This is a genomic window from Commensalibacter nepenthis, assembly GCF_029953305.1.
Classification (GTDB): domain Bacteria; phylum Pseudomonadota; class Alphaproteobacteria; order Acetobacterales; family Acetobacteraceae; genus Commensalibacter; species Commensalibacter nepenthis.
This window is the reverse complement of the sequence record NZ_JASBAN010000001.1, coordinates 164,009-184,038: the sequence shown is the minus strand read 5'-3', so window position 1 is coordinate 184,038 and position 20,030 is coordinate 164,009. Positions and strand designations below refer to the sequence as shown.

17 protein-coding genes are annotated in these 20,030 nt (G+C 37.2%); 2 read left to right on the top strand and 15 right to left on the bottom strand.

The features are described from left to right. Positions 1–657 carry an endonuclease/exonuclease/phosphatase family protein gene (locus QJV33_RS00805; RefSeq protein WP_281461529.1) on the bottom strand — a complete coding sequence of 219 codons (657 nt, stop codon included), beginning with the start codon at positions 655–657 and terminating at the stop codon, positions 1–3. Between the two features lie 74 nt (positions 658–731). Further along, complete coding sequence (locus tag QJV33_RS00800; RefSeq protein WP_281461528.1) at positions 732–1,763, bottom strand: AI-2E family transporter; 1,032 nt, start codon at positions 1,761–1,763, stop codon at positions 732–734. Positions 1,764–1,920: 157 nt separating this feature from the next. Between QJV33_RS00800 and metC the strand changes: the two genes are divergently transcribed. Further along, the gene (gene metC, locus QJV33_RS00795; protein ID WP_281461527.1) at positions 1,921–3,147 is read left to right on the top strand and encodes a cystathionine beta-lyase; all 1,227 of its coding nucleotides are present in this window, start codon (positions 1,921–1,923) and stop codon (positions 3,145–3,147) included. Positions 3,148–3,152: 5 nt separating this feature from the next. Here metC and QJV33_RS00790 read toward each other — a convergent pair whose 3' ends face one another. Further along, positions 3,153–4,628 (bottom strand): YifB family Mg chelatase-like AAA ATPase, encoded by a 1,476-nt coding sequence (locus QJV33_RS00790; RefSeq protein WP_281461526.1) that lies wholly within the window; start codon positions 4,626–4,628, stop codon positions 3,153–3,155. A 310-nt stretch (positions 4,629–4,938) separates the two neighbouring features. On the opposite strand from QJV33_RS00790, the gene QJV33_RS00785 reads away from it, so the two are divergent. Beyond that, complete coding sequence (locus QJV33_RS00785; protein WP_281461525.1) at positions 4,939–5,742, top strand: integrase core domain-containing protein; 804 nt, start codon at positions 4,939–4,941, stop codon at positions 5,740–5,742. A 58-nt stretch (positions 5,743–5,800) separates the two neighbouring features. Here the strand turns inward: QJV33_RS00785 and QJV33_RS00780 are convergent, their stop codons facing one another. The 12 genes from QJV33_RS00780 to QJV33_RS00725 form a co-directional block, all read right to left on the bottom strand. Next, complete coding sequence (locus QJV33_RS00780) at positions 5,801–7,252, bottom strand: class I adenylate-forming enzyme family protein (RefSeq protein ID WP_281461524.1); 1,452 nt, start codon at positions 7,250–7,252, stop codon at positions 5,801–5,803. 67 nt (positions 7,253–7,319) lie between these two features. After that, on the bottom strand, positions 7,320–8,147 hold the full coding sequence (locus QJV33_RS00775) for an SDR family NAD(P)-dependent oxidoreductase (RefSeq protein ID WP_281461523.1): 828 nt from the start codon (positions 8,145–8,147) through the stop codon (positions 7,320–7,322). Between the two features lie 77 nt (positions 8,148–8,224). Then, the gene (gene parC, locus QJV33_RS00770) at positions 8,225–10,429 is read right to left on the bottom strand and encodes a DNA topoisomerase IV subunit A (RefSeq protein WP_281461522.1); all 2,205 of its coding nucleotides are present in this window, start codon (positions 10,427–10,429) and stop codon (positions 8,225–8,227) included. 167 nt (positions 10,430–10,596) lie between these two features. Continuing rightward, positions 10,597–11,388, bottom strand: a complete 792-nt coding sequence (locus tag QJV33_RS00765; protein WP_281461521.1) for an MBL fold metallo-hydrolase — start codon at positions 11,386–11,388, stop codon at positions 10,597–10,599. A 2-nt stretch (positions 11,389–11,390) separates the two neighbouring features. After that, positions 11,391–12,179 (bottom strand): TatD family hydrolase, encoded by a 789-nt coding sequence (locus tag QJV33_RS00760; protein ID WP_281461520.1) that lies wholly within the window; start codon positions 12,177–12,179, stop codon positions 11,391–11,393. A 5-nt stretch (positions 12,180–12,184) separates the two neighbouring features. Then, positions 12,185–13,720 carry a methionine--tRNA ligase gene (gene metG, locus QJV33_RS00755; RefSeq protein WP_281461519.1) on the bottom strand — a complete coding sequence of 512 codons (1,536 nt, stop codon included), beginning with the start codon at positions 13,718–13,720 and terminating at the stop codon, positions 12,185–12,187. Next, the gene (locus QJV33_RS00750; protein WP_281461518.1) at positions 13,717–14,670 is read right to left on the bottom strand and encodes an AAA family ATPase; all 954 of its coding nucleotides are present in this window, start codon (positions 14,668–14,670) and stop codon (positions 13,717–13,719) included. Before QJV33_RS00750 ends, metG begins: the two co-directional genes overlap by 4 nt. Next, positions 14,667–15,305, bottom strand: a complete 639-nt coding sequence (gene tmk, locus QJV33_RS00745) for a dTMP kinase (RefSeq protein WP_281461517.1) — start codon at positions 15,303–15,305, stop codon at positions 14,667–14,669. The genes QJV33_RS00750 and tmk overlap by 4 nt, the downstream gene beginning before the upstream one ends. An 88-nt stretch (positions 15,306–15,393) precedes the next feature. After that, positions 15,394–16,623, bottom strand: coding sequence for a D-alanyl-D-alanine carboxypeptidase family protein (locus tag QJV33_RS00740; protein WP_408869643.1), 1,230 nt, complete (start codon positions 16,621–16,623; stop codon positions 15,394–15,396). A 13-nt stretch (positions 16,624–16,636) separates the two neighbouring features. Beyond that, complete coding sequence (locus QJV33_RS00735) at positions 16,637–17,530, bottom strand: SPOR domain-containing protein (protein WP_281461516.1); 894 nt, start codon at positions 17,528–17,530, stop codon at positions 16,637–16,639. 75 nt (positions 17,531–17,605) lie between these two features. Next, positions 17,606–18,601, bottom strand: a complete 996-nt coding sequence (locus QJV33_RS00730; protein WP_281461515.1) for a lytic murein transglycosylase — start codon at positions 18,599–18,601, stop codon at positions 17,606–17,608. Positions 18,602–18,692: 91 nt separating this feature from the next. Beyond that, positions 18,693–19,982 carry a DUF2130 domain-containing protein gene (locus tag QJV33_RS00725; protein WP_281461514.1) on the bottom strand — a complete coding sequence of 430 codons (1,290 nt, stop codon included), beginning with the start codon at positions 19,980–19,982 and terminating at the stop codon, positions 18,693–18,695. Positions 19,983–20,030 lie beyond the last annotated feature (48 nt).

The following is a 20,030-nucleotide window of genomic DNA, read 5'->3' as shown; positions in this document are numbered from 1 at the left end:
TCAGTTTGGTCTTAATGTTACCATAATAGGGCGATGGTCGGATGAGGATCGCGATAAAACTTGTTTATCAATACATTCCATACCTCTGACCAAGCAACGATCCAAGCGAATAGGGAATAAATTAATCATTTTATGGGTGGGTTCACGGGGGCCTACATCTTTAAAACCTGGTATCAAAGTAGGACCAATTAAATTATAATCCCCCAAGACAGCAGCTCGTTCAGGTAGGAAATCAGAAATTACTTGAAGTTGTCTTCTGTTTAAAATCTGACCATGTGATAAATGCACATTTGCAATCCAAAACTTGCCATAATCAATTAATTGAGCAACCCTTTTAATCAGTGTTCCTTTGGGTAATACACATGTAGAAGGCGGCGTATTAAATGGATAAGGACTCCAACATGCAACCCCATGGATACGCCCTGGCAATGGAAAGCGACTGTAATATCCACCAATTAATTGAGGTAAGATATTCATATCTTCTGTTGCTTCCTGCATTAATAATAATTCAGGCTGATGCGTGTTAACCAAGTATGCAACTTCGTAAGGAGAGGCACCAACTTTTCGTAACAAATTCCAACTAATAATTTTAAAATATTGTAGATCAGGTTGAGTATCTACATAAAAATGCGGATCAATTTTGGGTGAATAGAGCATTAATCTGATGACTTATCATTGTACATTAAAACATTATGTATATCATACAAATAGACTTTCAGGACTAAAATTTATTATTCGATAGTTTCTTTGGCAAATTCTATTGTCAAAGTATATCCTAGTCCTAATAAAACAGGACCTAAAAAGATTCCTAATCCACCAAAAGCCAATACACCACCTAAAATCCCTAAAACACTTAATAAATAAGGTAATTTATTTCCTGAAGAAATAAACATTGGTCGAATGATATGTTCAACACCCGAGATAATGACAACCCCATAAACCAGTAATAACAATGCAGAAATAATTTGATGGTTATAAAATCCTAACCAAATAACGGCTGGTATCCATACAACAGGTGCGCCAATAGGAAAAAGAGATAGAAAAGCGGCTATACCTCCTAATAAAACAGATTCTGGAATATTAAATAACGCCAAGCCACAACCTGTTAAAATACCTTGTAACAAAGCAGTGCCTATAATACCATATACGGTTCCTAATATTGTTTTATTAGTCATTTCAACCAAATGTCTGGAAGAAGGTCCAGCAACTTTATAAATAAGGGCTAAGATTACTTCTCCAACATAATCTCCTCCTAACCAAAAGAAAAAGGAGATAAATAACGCAAAAGCAAATTGAATAAATCCACCTATGGTTTGTAAGAACACAGAAAAAGAAGCACGTGTAATATCGTATAAATAAGGGCGCAGCGTATCCCCAATACTGAGTAGTTGCTCAGCACCATTTTCCCAAGTTTTTACTAAATATTTATTAATAATTGGAATATGTTGCATCCAATGAGGAGGCGAGACAAAATTAATTGATGACGTAGCCGATGAAATTGTTTGAACAACCTTGGGTACATCATCGATAATTGCTGCAGACAGAATAATTACAGGCAACACCATACATAGACCACAAAAAATAGTCATCAATAATGCTGCACAGACTTTTCCAATATATTTTCTAAAAAAAATAAAAATTGGCCAAGTGGCAAAGCTGATAATTGCAGCCCATAAAATAGAAGAAAAAAGTGGGTTTAAAATTAACCAACATCCATATGCGATGGCTGCTAAAAGAATATATAATATAACGCATTTATTCATCTTTTTCTCCTTAAGACATGACTATAAAATATTGTTAAGAGAAAAAAAGACTAATTTTGATATTTTCACATAATTTTAATAAAAAACTGTCAAAAGAATGCAAAACTAGACAATATAATAAAAGATAAATAACGCTATTATTTAATAAGGACCAAATATGATGACTTTATCCCCCAAAGAAGATGCTGTTTCTCGTGGTTGGAAAGATTTATCAAGTTTACTTGTTACCGCAGGAAGACATAAACATTCTGTTTCTGAAAAAGGGGCTTTTGTCAATGATCCTTTACACAGAGGGTCAACGGTTATTTATCCCTCTGTTGCTGCAATGCGAAATACTAAGGGTAAAGAATATGAACATCATACGTTGTATGGCGCAATGGGTTCTCCTAATCAGCATGAATTAGAAAAAGTCATTGCTTTGATCGAAGGGGGCAGTCATAGCCAAATCGTGTCTTCTGGATTAACAGCGTGTACGGTGCCTTTATTGGCTTTTTTATCTGCTGGGGATCATTGTTTATTAATTGATAGTATTTATGGTCCTACAAAACGTTTTTCAGAAAAAGTTATGAAAAAATTTGGCGTAGAAATTAGTTACTATCCAGCTGATATTTCTGTCGACGAAATCGAAAACTATATTCAACGCAATACGAAAGTTATTTTTACCGAAAGTCCAGGCAGTCACACTTTTGAAATCCAAGATATTAGAGCATTATCGAGACTTGCCCATCAGCATCATATTAAGCTCTTTTTAGATAATACTTGGGGAATAGGGGTTTTTAAACCGTTTGAACATGGTGTTGATGTCTCTATCCAAGCCTTAACCAAGTATGGCAATGGGCATTCTGATTTAGTCCTCGGCGCAATTACTGTTAATAAGGACGAGGATTGGTATTTATTAAGAGATACTTCAATTGCTTTAGGCGAGGTGGCAGGAGCCGATGTGTGTTGGCTGACCCTGAGGGGCTTAAGAACTTTGGGGGCACGCCTAGAAAAACAATCTATTTCAGCTTTGAAAATTGCACAATGGTGTCAAGAGCAACCTGAAATAGAACGTGTTCTTCATCCCGCTTTGCCAAGTTGTTATGGTCATGAATTGTGGAAAAGGGACTTCACAGGGGCAAGTAGTGTTTTTACGCTTGTATTTAAACAATTCATTACAACCCAACAAGTCATCGATATGATTGAAAAATTAAACTTATTCTCTATTGGTGCATCATGGGGTGGATATGAGAGTTTAGTCCTATTAACAGATGGTGAAATATATAGAAATTTTTCCAATAAACTATTAACAGGTTCTGCTTGTCGTTTACATATTGGTTTGGAAAATCCAGAAGACCTTATTGCAGATTTAAATCATAGTTTTACTACAATATGGCGTTCATAAACTCATTATCGTTGCCGAAAGGTCAAAGCTTCGGCAACACTTGGAATATCAATTTCTTCTTTTAATGCCAAATCAGCAATCGTTCTGGCTACTCTTAGTAATCTTGTGATTCCTCTGGCTGATAATCTTAATTGTAGAGATGCTTTTTCTACCATTTCAGCTACATCTTGAGTTAAATGAATATGATTGGTATTAATATGATTATTCAACATATTTTGTCGCGCTGTTTGTTTATCTCTAGCAAGTTTTACACGATGTGCAACAATTTCACTTTTTTCACCAGAGGCAACACTAACAATATCTTTAGGGGGAACAGGCTCTATATTCGTGATTAAATCAATACGGTCTAATAAGGGACCAGAAATTTTACGAGTATATTCTTCTTTACATTTAGGCACACGGTGGCATTCACGTTCTGTATCCCCTAAATATCCACAACGACAAGGATTCATCGCAGCAATTAACTGAAATTGTGCAGGATAGGTAATATGAGATGTTGCCCTAGCAATTGAAATATTCCCTGTTTCCAAAGGTTGTCGTAAAGATTCCAAAGCGTTTCTGGCAAATTCAGGAAATTCGTCTAAAAATAAAACTCCATAATGAGCCAAACTAATTTCCCCAGGTTTAACTTTTACTCCTCCACCTGTAATGGCTACTTGGCTGGCAGAATGATGAGGACTTCGGAAAGGAGGGCGTATAATCGGGGCTGCATTCGGTAATAAGCCTGCAGAGCTATAAATCCGTGTCACAGCCAAAGATTGTTGAGGTGTTAAATCAGGCAACAAGCTCGGCAACCGAGCCGCCAACATTGATTTCCCAGCACCGGGAGGACCAATCATTAACATAGAATGTCCCCCAGCAGCAGCGATCTCTAATGCTCTTTTGGCACCTTCCATTCCTTTGACTTCGGATAAATCAGGGTCTTTTGTAATCGAAGGAAAAAACACAAATTCTGGTTTAGATAAAATTTGTTTTCCAGTAAAATGATGTAACAATACAGATAAAGAAGAAGGAGCTAGAACATCAATATCCCCACCTAAAAGTGCTTCACTTCCTTGACTGTTTGGGCAAATTAATCCTCTTTCTTCAATCGCTGCACCAATCGCAGCTGAAATTACCCCATTTACAGAACCAATTGCCCCATCCAAAGAAAGCTCACCAAGAGCTGCATAATGCATTAATTCTTCTTGTGGAAGAATATCCATTGCACATAAGATTCCTAACGCAATAGGTAAATCATAATGTGTACCTTCTTTGACAATATCAGCTGGGGATAAATTGACTAAAATACGTTTTGGGGGCAGGGCAATCCCCATTGAAATCAATGCTGCTCGAACACGCTCTTTTGATTCCGTAACAGCCTTATCCGCCAGTCCTACAATAACGAAAGCAGGAAGCCCGCGGGTCACTTGCACTTGAACTTCTACAGGAACGGGGTCAATACCAGAAAATGAAAAAGTTAATACTCTGGTAATACTCATTTGTAATAATTCCTATATTTAGCCCAACAACAACCATTGTTTAGATAGCTGATCTAAACTCATAAATACACCATAGTAATTATAAACTATAGTAAATATCACATAAAATAACCATGTCAAAAGAATGATTTTTGGCTTAAATTTAGAGAAATATTTAAAAACACATAATAAAAATAAAACAGGTAAAAAAAATTCTAATCCTATTAAATTATTATAAGAATCAGAATAATCAAGCGTAAGTAAAGGTATTAAAATACTATTATTGTAGGAATTGATCGAGTTGTTTACAGTGATATGGAATATTACTGTAATGACCATGCATAGAAAAACGAAGCTTACGTTGTATCATCGAGAAGAGATATGGCGATTATATCATCAAGAGAAAGCCATGGTAACGGATCTGGCTAAGCGTTTTATGGTCAGCAGACCTACGATTTATGTTGTATTAAGGCGTGCTCGGTTGCAATTATTTGTGCCGATGTCCAGCACAAATGAGCGTTATAAAGTGATCAAATATGGCATTAAACGCCTTGCTAAGATTGAAAAAACACTTGAGGACAAGCTCAGACGGCAAGCCAAAAAATATAACAAATCTTATCCTGGGGAGATGGTGCATGTCGATACAAAACGGCTTCCTTTGTTGAAAAATGAGACTAAACAGCAAACTCGGGAGTATCTTTTTGTAGGTATTGATGATTTTTCTCGAGAACTCTATGCAGGGATTTACAACGATAAATCTCAGTTTAGTGCAGCTCAGTTCCTACAAGACGATGTGCTGGTTCAATGCCCTTATATGATCGAATGTGTTTACTCTGACAATGGCAGAGAATACCAAGGAACGCTTGAACATCTGTTTGTTAAATCTTGTTATACCAATCGGATTAACCAGAAATTTACCAAGCCGGCTTGCCCTCAAACCAATGGCAAAGCAGAGCGCGTCATTCGCACACTCATGGAAATGTGGCATGAGCGTGAATTGTTCGTCAATGCTCAAGATCGAAAGTTAAAGTTGAAACGATTTATAAATTATTATAACATTGTTAAACCCCATAAAGGCATTCAAGGAAAAACACCCTATGAGGTCTTAGATAATTATTTTAAACAAAATCTGTAAAACATCCAAATAGAGAGTCATTCGTCAAAACAGTTTTAACTCATGCAACCATAATCACTTAAGATAATAATTGTAATAATTTTTTCTTATCTGGCTTACCTATGATAGTTATCGGAATTTCATTAGTAATTATTATTTTTTTAGGCGTTTGATAACGCGCAATTTTGTTTTTTAACCAGCAATATAATTCTTCTTCTGGTAGGATTTGATCGGTTTCGACGACAATAAAAGCAACCAATCTTTGACCGAATTCATTATCAGAAACCCATATGACAACAGCTTCTAGAATTAAAGGATGCTCCAACAGAATTTGTTCTAAACTGAAAGGATAAAGATTTTCACCGCCCGAGACAATCATATCATCAACACGTCCCTGTAAATAATAATAACCATTTTTATCTTGAGAAGCTAAATCCCCCGTTTTTATCCAATGTTGACTTTGAATAGACCAAGCACATTTAATATATAGTTCCCCTATGCCCTGCGTCATAATTTGCTCATCTTTTACAATTTTAGCTTGTAATCTAGGGATAGGTTTTCCTATTGTTTTAGGAAATTGTATCAAGTCACTAGGCGTCGCAATCATACAAATACCAGCCTCTGATGTGCCATATAAATTAAATAAGATATTGCCCAATTTCCTTAGCGTTTCAGTCACTAAAGGCTCTGCTATGGTTGCTCCCCCAGTAATAATACATTGTAAAGATCGCAGCTTATATTCATTATATCTCAACATTCTGCTTAACATCAAAGGAACCAATGTTACCACTTCGATTTGATGTTTTTCTAATAAATCACAGACTTCATGAGCAGTGAATTTCTTTTTTAAATAGCCCGTTGCCCCTAATATTACCGCCATACACAACGTTGCCATACCAAATCCATGATAAATCGGTGTTGCAATATAAATAGTCTGATATCGATATAAATGTAATTGGGTGAGCAGCTGATAAAATGGAATTAAAAAATTACCAACCTTAGAGGATCGTTCAGCACTTTTAAAATGACCTGTAGAGCCACTTGTCAACACAATGATCTTAGAAAAATGTCGTGCTTTTCTTTTCTGGTTTAGAGGACAATGCTTTTCTGCTAACAAAGAACTAATTGACATTAAAGAATAATGATCGATCCTAATACTCTTTTCTGAAGGCACATAATCGATCTCAGTATCATGAATAACCCATTTAAATTGATGCTGCTCGTTTAAACACTGAAACTGTGCTATTGATATTTCTGCATTTAACAAGTAAATATCAGCTCCCAATACAGACAATGCAAATAAACTATGTACAAAAGGCAAATGATTATAAGCAATAATAGCTATTTTTTGATGTTGCTGAATATCATAATAATGATAAAGCTGATCTGCCAAATGCTGTGATTGTAAATAAAGATCACAATAGCTAATATAATCGGTATCATCTTGAAAAGCTATTCTGTCAGGATATAATTTCTGAGCCACATAAAGCAGCGCCATTAAATTCATTCCAACGGTGTGAATACTCTTCATTACATACCAGATACCTTTAAATGTCAGCAATTTAATGTGATAAAGAGCCTTAATCCCTCTCATCATTTCATTTTTTCTTTAAATAAAATTGCGTTAATCTAAGCCAAGATGTTGCAAAAATAACGGATGCTATTTGTCCCAAGAAAGCCCACCAAGGCTTATAATATACTCTGTGATTAATCATTAATTGACATATATGATCGGCAGCCTGTTGCCGAGACATCGTTGGCATAGACTTATACGCTGCTGTAGGTTCTATCATCTTTGTCTTTACCAAAGGTAAATAAGCGGTGGAAATTGTGATATCATTCATCAACAACTCTGCTTCTGCACAACGTAACCATTGGTCAAAAGCAGATTTAGAAGCTTGATACGCTGCCCAATACACTGTCGGAGCCAATAAAACATTCACCGCCGAAATATTGATGAAATGCCCTTTATTCTTTTGTAATTGCGGAATTAAAGCCAAACATAACTTCACAGGGGCAAAATAGTTAAGCTGCATCGTTCTTTGAAAATCATGAAGCCGATCTAATGAATGCATTATAGGACGACAAATTGATTTTCCCGCATTATTAATCACAATATCAATGGAGTATTGTTTTAAATAAGATATAAATTCGTCGAGCTGTGCTTCATCCCCTAGATTAGCAGAAAATATATAAATAATTGCTGGTTTATCCTGTAACTCCTGTTGAATTTTCAAAAGTTTTTCTGTCGTTCTTGCTACCAGAATAAGTTGGCAATCAATTTCAGATAATTGGCGGCAAAGTTGTTCGCCAATGCCAAAACTAGCCCCCGTAATCACAATCGTTTTCTGTTGTAATTTCTGAACTAACAAATCTTTATTTATATTAATTCTTGGGAATAAAATACGTTCGACTATGCTTTTCAAAGTATTTTTCCAGTATTACAAAAAATTAAACATGGAAAACACCATTAATTATTTTCCATGTTTATTAATGAACAAAACTATCCTCTTAACCAATTAGGGGATTTTTTCCCCACACCCGCACGATTACCTACAAAATCTTTTAACTCTTCCAGGTTTCTCTTGCGGCTTTTATCGGAAATTATTAGCCCATCTTCGGAAGAAAAAACAGAAACAAGTTTCGGCTTACCTTTACCAAGTTTTTGTAAAATAACCCCTGCGCCCTTTTTTAACTCGGGAATTTGCTCAACTGGGAAAATCAAGAATTTGCTGGCTGTATTTGCAATCGCAACATAGTCACCATTGATAGGCAAACAATAGATTGCTTTTTCATCATCTTTGAGATTTAAAATTTGCTTACCTATTTTACGATCTGTTGATAAATTATTCCCTTCGGTAATGAAACCACGTCCACTGTCAGATACCAATAAATATTTACCTTTATCTTCTAAAACAAACAAAGCTAAAATAGTCGCATCGTTGGATAACTCAACCAATAAACGAATAGGTTGCCCATCACCACGCCCCCGTGGCAAGTCAGAAGCTTTGATATTGAAGCTTTTACCATCACTGCCAAATACACAAAGTCGATCATTGCTTTGACATTCCAAAGATAGTTCGAATTGATCGCCTTCTTTGAATTTTTGTGAAGTTAAATCAAGAGCATGTCCCTTTAACGCTTTGATCCATCCTTTTTGAGATAAGATTACTGTTAGTGGTTCTCTTTCAACTTCTTCTAACACTTCAACCACATCAACTGCTTTGGGTGCGCCAGAGATTAAAGTACGACGTTGTCCCAAAACCCCAGTTCCAAAAAGTTTATTTCCTTCTTTTAACTCTTGAGAGATTTTCTTCCAACATAATGATTCATCGTTTAATAGTGCGTTCAATGCTGCTCTTTCGGCAGATAATTCATCATATTCGTGACGAATAGCGTCTTCTTCTAAACGACGTAAACTGCGTAAACGCATATTTAAAATTGATTCTGCTTGCAGATCTGTCAATTTAAAAGTCTGCATCAAAACAGCTTTAACTTCGTCTTCCTCACGAATAATACGAATAACCTCGTCGAGATTTAAATAAACCGCTAATAAACCTTGTAGAATTTCTAAACGACGCTCCAACGTACTAAGACGATGCTGACTACGACGCACTAATACTTCATAACGATGATCCAACCAAGCCTGTAAAATATCTTTTAATCCCATTACCTTGGGAACAGATTTAGAATCTAAAACATTCATATTATAAGAAAAGCGCCCCTCTAAAGCCGTTGCTTTAAATAAAGATTCCATCAAAACTTCAGGCTCAATGGTACGATTTTTTGGCTCTAAGACCAACCTTACAACATCAGTACTTTCATCACGAATATCGGCTAGTAAATTAAGTTTTTTCTGCTCCATTAAAAACGCAATTTGCTCAATTAATTTTGATTTCTGCACTTGATAAGGAATCTCGGTAACAACAACATGCCATGTACCAAATCGTCCTTGTTCGACTTCCCAACGAGCTCTGAGGCGAAGCGAACCACGACCCGTTTCATAAGTTTGCAAAATAATCTCTTGATCCTCGACGATCTCTCCACCTGTCGGAAAGTCCGGTCCTTGAATAAACTGTAACAAATCCTTTGTTGATGCATCAGGCTTTTTGATTAAATGCATTGCTGCGGCATAAAGCTCACCCGCATTGTGAGGGGGAATATTCGTTGCCATCCCCACCGCAATCCCACTGGCACCATTGGCTAATAGATTAGGAAACGCCCCTGGCAAAACAATTGGTTCTTCTTCTTCACCATCATAGGTATCACGAAAATCAACAGCATTCTCGTCAATCCCTTCAAGTAATGCGTGGGCAATCATTGTCATACGAGATTCAGTATAACGCATGGCTGCTGCATTATCGCCATCAATGGAACCGAAATTCCCTTGTCCTTCAACCAAAGGATATCTGACCGCAAAATCTTGAGCCAAACGCACCAAAGCCTCATAAACCGCAGCATCACCATGAGGATGATATTTACCAATCACATCCCCTACAATACGCGCACATTTTTTAAAGCCTGACTTTGGATCTAATTTTAATTGTCGCATCGCAAAAACTAATCGACGGTGAACAGGCTTTAACCCATCCCTTACATCTGGCAAAGACCGAGACATAATCGTTGATAACGCATAAGCCAAATAACGCTCGCTCAATGCTGCTACCAATGGAGTTTCTTTGATTAAGCCTTCGTTTTCAATCGTCATTATTTAAGCTCTTACTTATTGAATTGCAAAATATTCTGTTTATAGTTAGGGATTTAACCACAAGGTTCTAAGTTAATTATGTATTTATTATAATTTTAATATTTTTGATAGTAAGTAATCATATACCAGTAAGAGAAATTACAATGTTCAATTTAGAAAACTATGATCTACGAAGAAAAAACCTGTAAACCATCATAAGCAACATCAACGCCCTTTGGCAGATTATTATTTAACCAACCCCAATCCATATCAGGTCCCATATGGGTTAAAAAAGTTCTGCCAGGTTTAATCTTTTCACGCCACTCTAATACTTTATCTACCCACGCATGGGCAGGATGTGGCTCTCGTTGAAAACATCCTACAATCCACGTTTCTACGCCATGCAAAATATCCAACCCATCTTGGTAAATGTCCATTACATCTGTGCAATAAGCAACCGAACCACATCGTATTCCAAGCGTTTTCCCAAACCCATGACATTGTTCAAATGTCTGAATTGTTTCCTCTGCCACTGTAAAAACATCACCATACTCAACGATATTCACATCTAATACAGGACGGAAAAAGTGAGGCGCTGTAGTCCAAGGCTTAAACGCATATTCAAAACGATGTTGAAGTTCTTGTATTGTTTCAGAGGTTGCATAAATTGGAATAGGTCTGCCAATCATACGATTAATTGAGCGCAGCTCATCCAGACCTGCAATGTGATCTGCATGTGCATGGGTATAAATGACTGCGTCTAACTTACCCATTTCTTCACGAAGTAACTGTTCACGAATATCAGGACCTGTATCAATAATAATATGTTTTTTCTGGTTCGTTTCAATAACAATCGAAGATCTTGTTCGCCTATTCTTAGGTTCAAGAGGATCGCAATCTCCCCAAAATCCTTTACCATCCTCTCCACCAACCATTGGTACACCACCAGAGCCACTACATCCCAAGAACGTTACTTTCATGATTACTTTGCCTTTGTAAATAAACGATGAAAATTACTTGTCGTTTGATCGACAAATTCTGTTTCACTCATACCCACTAACTCCGCAATATATTTTGCAGTATGAGCAACAAAAGCAGGCTCGTTACGTTTCCCTCTGTGGGGAACGGGTGCCAAATAAGGCGAATCTGTTTCGACTAACAAACGATCTATTGGTAATTGTAGAATTACATCTCTTAATTCTTGAGCTTTCTTAAAAGTGGCAATCCCAGAAATACTGATATATCCTCCCAGTTCAATCACTGCTTGAGCCAAAGCAAGACTGGACGTAAAACAATGAATTAGAAAAGGAAAACTCCCTCCATTCAACGTTTCTTCTTGTAAAATTCTGGCAATATCCTCATCTGCTTCACGGGCATGAATACAAGCAGGTAATTGCGTTTTTTGAGCTGCCTGAATATGAGCTCTGAAAAATTCTTGTTGTTTGATAAATACATGCGGCTCACCATAAAAATAATCAAGCCCAGTTTCACCAATACCAACAACTTGTGGATGATCTGTCAAAGAAGCAATTTCATCCGCAGTCGCAAAAACTTCATCTTTGACATATTCAGGATGCGTTCCAACTGTACACCATATTTTCAGATCAGGTCGAGTAAAACTCGTTATACTCTTTTGCGTATCCGCTTGAGAAATACGCGTTCCAATGGTTACGATCTCTCCTAACTTTGCTTGTTCGGCGTGATCTAGCAGCGTTGCTATTTCTTCATCTGAAAAAAAATCAAGGTGACAATGGGAATCAACTAACAGCATAAGAATTATTCAGTCTCTACAAATCTTGGAAAAATACCAGAAGGTGCAGGAAGCTCTCGACCCACAGGAATAGCCGTTTCAAGATCTGATAACTGACGTTCAGAATCAGCAACACCCAACTGTATTAACAACTTATCCATCGCCTCTGGCATAAAAGGTTGTAAACAAGTTGCAATAATACGCAATGTATCCACCAGCACTCGTAAAACAACATTCATACGTTCTAAGTCAGTTTTTTTCAATGTCCAAGGTGCTTGATGGTCAATATACGCATTTGAAGCACGAATAGTTTTCCAAACGGTTTCTAAAGCTTCATGTAATGCTTGACGATCTATTTGTTCACGCAACAAAGTCGGTAATAATATCGCCTTGGCAAGCAATGCCTCATCATCCTGATTGCGTTGCCCAATTTCAGGAAGTTTTCCTTCACAATTCCGCATGACTTGAGACAATGTTCTTTGGGCTAAATTCCCTAAATCATTGGCTAGCTCGTTATTCATACGATTAATTAATGATTGTCGGCTATAATCCCCATCACCGCCAAAAGGAACTTCACGAAGCAAAAAGAAACGAACAGGATCAAGCCCGAACTCTTCAACTAACTTCAAAGGTTCAATCACATTCCCCACAGATTTGCTCATCTTTTCACCCTCAACAGTCCACCAACCATGAGAGTAAATACGTTTAGGAACTTCTAAACCCGCAGCCATCAAGAATGCTGGCCAATAGAGTGCATGAAAACGAGAGATTTCCTTACCGACTAAATGTAAATCAGCAGGCCAGAAACGCCACAAATCAGAACTGTCAATATTTGGATAACCCAAAGCAGAAATATAGTTTGTCAAAGCATCAAACCACACATACATCACATGGTCATCATCCCCAGGAACAGGAATACCCCATTTAAAGCTTGTACGACTGACAGATAAATCCCGTAATCCTGATTTGATAAAGCTTAACAACTCATTACGACGACTCTCTGGACCAACAAAATGAGGATGTTGTTCATAAAATTCTAATAATTTATCTTGCCATACAGAGAGTTTAAAGAAATATGAAGGCTCTTTTAACCATTTTACCTCTGCCCCTGTTGGTGCAATCCTGCGCCCATCTTCAGCAGTTGTAAGCTCATCTTCGCCATAATAACACTCATCACGAAGTGAATACCATCCCTCGTAAGCACCTAAATAAATATAACCTGCATCAGCAATTTTTTGCCACAAGGCTTGGCAACTTTTAATATGACGCTCTTCTGTTGTACGAATAAAAACACTATAAGAAATATTCAACTGATCTGCCATATCTCGGAATTGTGCAGATACCATCGTTGCAAATTTCTGTGCTGTTTGACCTTTATCTTGAGCAGCTTGCTCTACCTTTTGTCCATGTTCATCAGTACCTGTTAAGAAAAACACATCATAGCCATCAAGGCGTTTGAAACGTGCCAAAACATCAGCCGCAATAGACGTATAAGCGTGACCAACATGGGGTGACCCATTTACATAGTAAATTGGGGTAGTAATCATATAATGAGGTTTCATAGTTCACTTACAAGGTTAAGTTCAGAAATGAGTGTTTGTTTCTTGTCTAGATTAAAAGATTCGGCTTCTTTATGCCACTTTAAAAGTGTTTGCCATATTTCTATCCATTGTGGAATAGATCGCATTGGATATCCAAATTCATTTTTTCTTTCTTGCAGGGCTTGTCGAATGCGTGCAGAAATCGCATCCGTTAATAAATCAAGAAAAATAGTAAACCCATTCTCTTTTTGTAATATTAAATCTGCTTGTTTATAAATTTCTTTGCCTTTAAGTGGATGACTGAAAAGCATCTCGACAATATCCTTTATATTCAAATGCCCACTTTCCAGTAACTGTAAAGCTTTACCCAAAGAACCATCCGCCAATTGAATGGCTTTATTTTGATCAGATTGAGATAATTGAGGCTTTAAAACAGATAAACCTTGTTTCATCTCTTCCACTGATAATCCATGTAAAGTCATCTTACGACAACGACTTAATATCGTTGGTAATAAACGATTAGGATGCGTTGTGATTAAAAATAACAAAGCCCCTTTGGGTGGCTCTTCTAACAATTTCAACAGGCTGTTTGCGGCATTGCGGTTCATTAAATCTGCATCTTCGATCACAACAATACGCCATCCACCCTCTGCTGGAGTTAAACGTAAGAATTCTCCAACCGCTTTGATATCATCCATCAAGATTTCAGAGCGTAATCGATTCTTTTTTTCATCTAGTCGACGGCCCACGACTAATAAATCAGCATGACTTCCTGCTTTGATACGACTGATTGCTGCTGGAGTCTGACCCAAGATTAATCGAACCAAATGATAAACGAAGGTTGCTTTCCCTATTCCTTCTTCACCATTGATTAGCCAAGCATGATGCAGCTTATTTTGCGCAATGGCTTGCTGAAAATAAGCATATTCTTTTTTATGTCCCCATAAATGATCATTTTGTCTGGATATCATTGCTTCGATTCAAAAAGTTGACGAGATACAATATCATACACATCTTGATGAATCGTTTCCATATCTCTGTGCGCATCCACTCTGATACAGCGATCTGGACGATCGATCATAATCTGTTTAAATCCGTTTAAAACACGATAATGAAAAGCTTCATCAAGCTGTTCATAGCGATCTACTTTACCTTGACGGGCATGACAACGTTCTGTCATAATATCATATGGTGCTTCGAAAACTAAGGTCAGATCAGGTTGTAAGGCAATCAAATCGGAAAGATGGTTAATATATTGGATCAATTCTTGATCCCCTTTACCCAGACCATATCCCTGATAAGCAAGTGTAGAATCAATATAACGATCACAAATAACAATATAACCCTGGCTTAAAGCAGGCTTAATGATTTGATCAACATGGTCACACCGTGCCGTAAAATGCGCCATAATTTCAGAGCGCAAAGAAAAAGAATAGCCACCAAATAGCAAAAGCTCTCTGATCGCTTCGGCTCCTTTTGTACCGCCAGGTTCTCTGGTCAATAAAACTTTTCGACCATCTCTTTCAAATGCTTCATATAAACGCCGAGATTGCGTTGATTTGCCCGCACCTTCCCCACCTTCGAAAGTAATCAAATACCCTGTCATAACTGTTTCATACTTTCTTATGCATCCTGATACAATGAAAGATAGAAATAATAATTAGAATATCGCCTATCTTTCATTAATCAACATCTTATATTTTTTTTCCGAAATGATAACCAATATTTTTAAAGGTTCTGGAAATCACCCCTGACTTTGGCACGCTTTCCCCTGCAATCACAGGGATCTGGATGGCTTGACCACCATTTTGCACTGATAATGAAGCCTGAACTGTTTGCCCTTTGGTGATCGGTGCTGCAATAGGTGCATTATAATCCAATGTCACTTGCATTTTATTACGCCAACCAACGGGTAACGTCATCACTAAATCTGCACCTGCAACCAAAGGCACCGTTGGAGATGTTCCCATCCATACAGGTGCAGTTTCAATAACTTCACCTTTGTTAAATAATTTAACATTTTCAAATTGGTTAAAAGCCCATTGTAATAAACGTTCACATTCATGCGCACGTTCATTCATCGAAGACATTCCATTGGCAACCAAAATTACACGACGACCATTACGTTCAGAACTGGCACAAAGACCATATCCACCAGCTGAGGTATGACCTGTTTTTAAACCGTCTGCCAATCCCTTATCAACCAAGACATTACGGTTTCCTTGGGTAATATTGTTAAACGTAAATTCTTTTTCAGAAAAGAAATGATAATATTCAGGGTAGTCATGAATAAGATGATATGCAATCAATGCAATATCATGTGCAGACATTAAATGATTATCATTTGGCCAGCCCGTGCAATTCAAGAAATGCGTATTTTTAAGCCCTAATTTAGGAGCCCAATCATTCATAATCGCAACAAATTGTTGTTCTGATCCAGCAATCCCCTCTGCCAGAACAATACAAGCATCATTTCCAGATTGAATAATAACACCTTGAATAAGATCTTGTACAGAAACCTGTCCATTTAAAGGCACAAACATTTTTGAGCCCTGCATTCTCCATGCATTTTCACTGACAGGTAAAAGCTGATCCAATTTAATACGCCCAGTACGTAACATAGCAAATACAACATAACATGTCATGATTTTCGTCAAAGAGGATGGATGCATCGGTTGATCTGCCAGTTTATCCAACAAAACAGCACCTGTATTATAATCCATAATAAATGCATATTGTGCACTAGTCGCAAATGGTCCGATAGGTGTATTGGCTGGGGGACCACTGGGGGCTATTGGTTGTGCAGGAGCAGCCGCTTGTTTACGTAAATTGCGTTTTTTTGCTTCAGCTGGAGAAGAACTCATTACTGCCAAAGAAAAAGCAAGGCCACTAGCACCAGTTAATAATGATCTACGAGTTTGCACGCTTATTCAATCCCTATTCAACGATAATTTTGGCACCTTTTATGCCAGATTTTAATAAAGAATCCAAATTTTGATCTGCTTGTTCTATACTGGTATAAGGTCCAGAGCGAACCCTGATAACACGTCTTCCCCCAGTATAACTATTTACCAAACGACCACCCATTTTTGCAGCCAAACGACTAGCATAAACACTTGATGTAAAAGAGCCACCATCAATCCATAATTGCCCACCCGTTGCAGCACCTTGGCGATATTCAACTGGAAGATCCTCCAAAGCAATTGTTCCTTGTACACTTTTCCCCGTAGGTTGTTCAAGAGAGTGTGTAACAGAATTTACAGATTGTGGTGAACCCTCTAAATTCTCAACCTTGATCGTGCTCAAAGGTGCTGTATTCACTTGCATTTGTGTTTGAGGACCATCAGGCATTTTATAAGCCAAATCTTGACTTCGTTTTTCATCCTCAATAATCTCTACCTTAGCCTCAGAATTCCTAGAAATTCCCAACAATTCAGCTGCCTTTGGTGTTAATTCTAAAATTCTATCTGATGTTGAAATGGGACGATCATTTAATCGGATTGTAATTTCCCTACCATTCTCTAAATTACGAACAGTCACAATCGCAGGCAATTGCAATGTTGGATGTGCCCCTGTCATTGATTGAGGCGCGTAAATTTCCCCATCCGCAGTTACTTGTTTTGCCTTTTTAGAAGAAGCAACAGCAATACCCGTACCTCTATAAGCAAAATTTTCCTCTGGGTATAGCCAGCGGTCGCCTAATTGATACGGTTGACCAACCTCATAATGCGGTTTTACCTGAGAAACTACAGAATCATCTTGTTTAGAACAAGATGCCAATAGAATTGCTGCAAATACAAAGCCATAAGTTTTTATTATTGGGTGTTTCACAGTTGTTACAACCATTTAAAAAATAAAATCATACCCAGCTTTACGCTTCTCTTTCCAAAAAAACAACTCTATTTATTACCCAACCGCATCACCAAGCAATCCTACCGCCAAAGCATAGTAGTCTGATGGATTATAACGACGAATAACATTGAAATTATGATAAACCATAAAAGCTTGTCCGCCGTCACCATCAGGTCTGATAACAGCACCTTGAACAGAGCTAGTTGAAAAATTGGTTCCGTTCTTACGACGCACGCCCAAAGCCTGCCATTGACCTAAGGTTTTAATATTTTTACGCCCGATTTGCCCTTGGGATAAATTGCCCTCTATTGTTACTTCTTGCCCCCAAGGTTCAGAACCACGCCAGCCACACTTTGCCAAATAATTCGCAATCGAAGCCAATACATCAGGGACATCCGTCCAAATATTACGCTGTCCTGTACCAGAAAAATCCACCGCATATTGTAAATAGGCGCTTGGCATAAATTGAGGTTGCCCCATAGCCCCAGCATAACTACCCAACATTTTTTCGGGAGTAATATCGCGATTATCCAAAATCTTTAACGCTTTCATCAGCTCTGATTTAAAGAATTTTGCCCTTCTGCCTTCATAAGCAAGCGTTGCCAAAGAATCAATCACATTAAATTTGCCCGTATGTTTTCCATACGCAGACTCAATTCCCCAAATCCCCAAAACAATCCTAGGATCAACCTGATATTGCTTCCAAATTTTTGACAATGTGCCTGATAAAGAACGATAAGAGGTTTTTCCTTGACTGATTTTTGTTGGAGAAATAACCTTTTCATAATATTGCGCCCAAGTCATCGTAAATTCGGGTTGCTTACGATCCAATTGAATGACTTTTGCATTCGGTTCAGACCAATCCAATGCCCGTTTCATAATAGAAGCATTAAACCCCTGTTGCACAGCTTGTTGTTGGATTTGTTTCAAAAAGGTCTGATACCCAGCTGTACTTTGAGCAACCGCTTTGGTTAATAATGAATCAGACAATATTACAGAAGTTGTAACCGCTGTTCCTGCACCAATTAAAAATTTACGACGCTCTATCATGCTTTGTCCTTACGCTTTAATCTTCTAAATAACGATGAAAGCACAGCATAATCATATATTTTACTCATAGCAAGATATAGCGACAATAAACCTATTCTTTATGAACATTATTGATGAGGAATTTCTCTTTCATCGTCGGGTTATTACGAGTAAGTTTTTTAACAGTTATTTCCTGCGCTTTATCATTTGCAAACCGTAATTGTTTATCTGTTCCAAGTAGGGCATCTTTTACCTTTTGTAAATGGTCTATTGACTTATCTATTTCATCGATAGTCTTTTCAAAATGTTTGGACGCAAGCTCGTAATTTCTTGCAAATCCACTCTTAAACGTTTCAAGATCATTTTCAAAATTGGTAATATCTATATTCTGTGTTTTCATGAGCATCAATTCAGTCTTACACTCCAACGATTTTAAAGATGCATTTCTTAAAAGCGTAATAATTGGAATAAAAAACTGAGGTCTAATGACATACATTTTTGGATAGCGATAAGATACATCAACTATTCCCGTGTTATAAAAATCATTTTCAGGTTCTAATAATGATACTAAAACCGCATATTCACATCTCTTTTCATTTCTATCTTTATCAAGCTCTTTGAAGAAATCTTCGTTCTTCTTTTTGGTAGCTGTCTGATCGTTCTCGTTCTTCATTTCAAACATAATTGAAACAATTTCTGTTTCATTATCATTAATATCACGAAAAATATAATCCCCTTTACTGCCAGTTCGAACATCATTATCTTTCTCAAAATAAGCTTTTGGAAAAGCTGTTGCACGAATACGATTAAATTCTATTTCACAATGTTGTTCCAAAGTCTCCCCAACCATCTTTGTTGATAATCGAGCCTTCATATCACGTACACGATCTATCTCTTTGTTTAAATCTTGAATTTGTTTTTCGTAACTTGCTTTTAAATTTTTTTCAGAGAGATTTTGTTCTAACTCTATTTTTTCCAGATTATTTTTAAATTGATCACGTTCTTTTTCAACGATACCCACCGCCTTAGTGACAGCAAGCTCTTTAACCATCTCAGCAGCATCTATTTTAGCTTTTAACTGTTGTATTTCTGAAATATTATCAGCTAAAACACCCCGTAATTCTTTTTCAATATTATTAACCGCTTCAACCACCGCCTGTTTTTGTTTTTCTTCACTAAATTTAAGGTTGCTCTTTAATTCCTGTATTTCTAAATCTTTAACGGTAACAATTTTAGAACATGCAAGTTCAATCGCACGTTCTTTCTCTTGTTGGGCCAACTCAAGACGTTCGTTTAACTGTTTATTAAAATCACGATCACGTACCTGTTTTAAAATATCTGCATATCCAGCTTCATCAACTTTAAATGCTTTCTGGCAACTGGGACATATGATTTCATGCATATCAAAGAACCTTAGAGTAAAAACTTACTTATCATTGTATAAAAAACT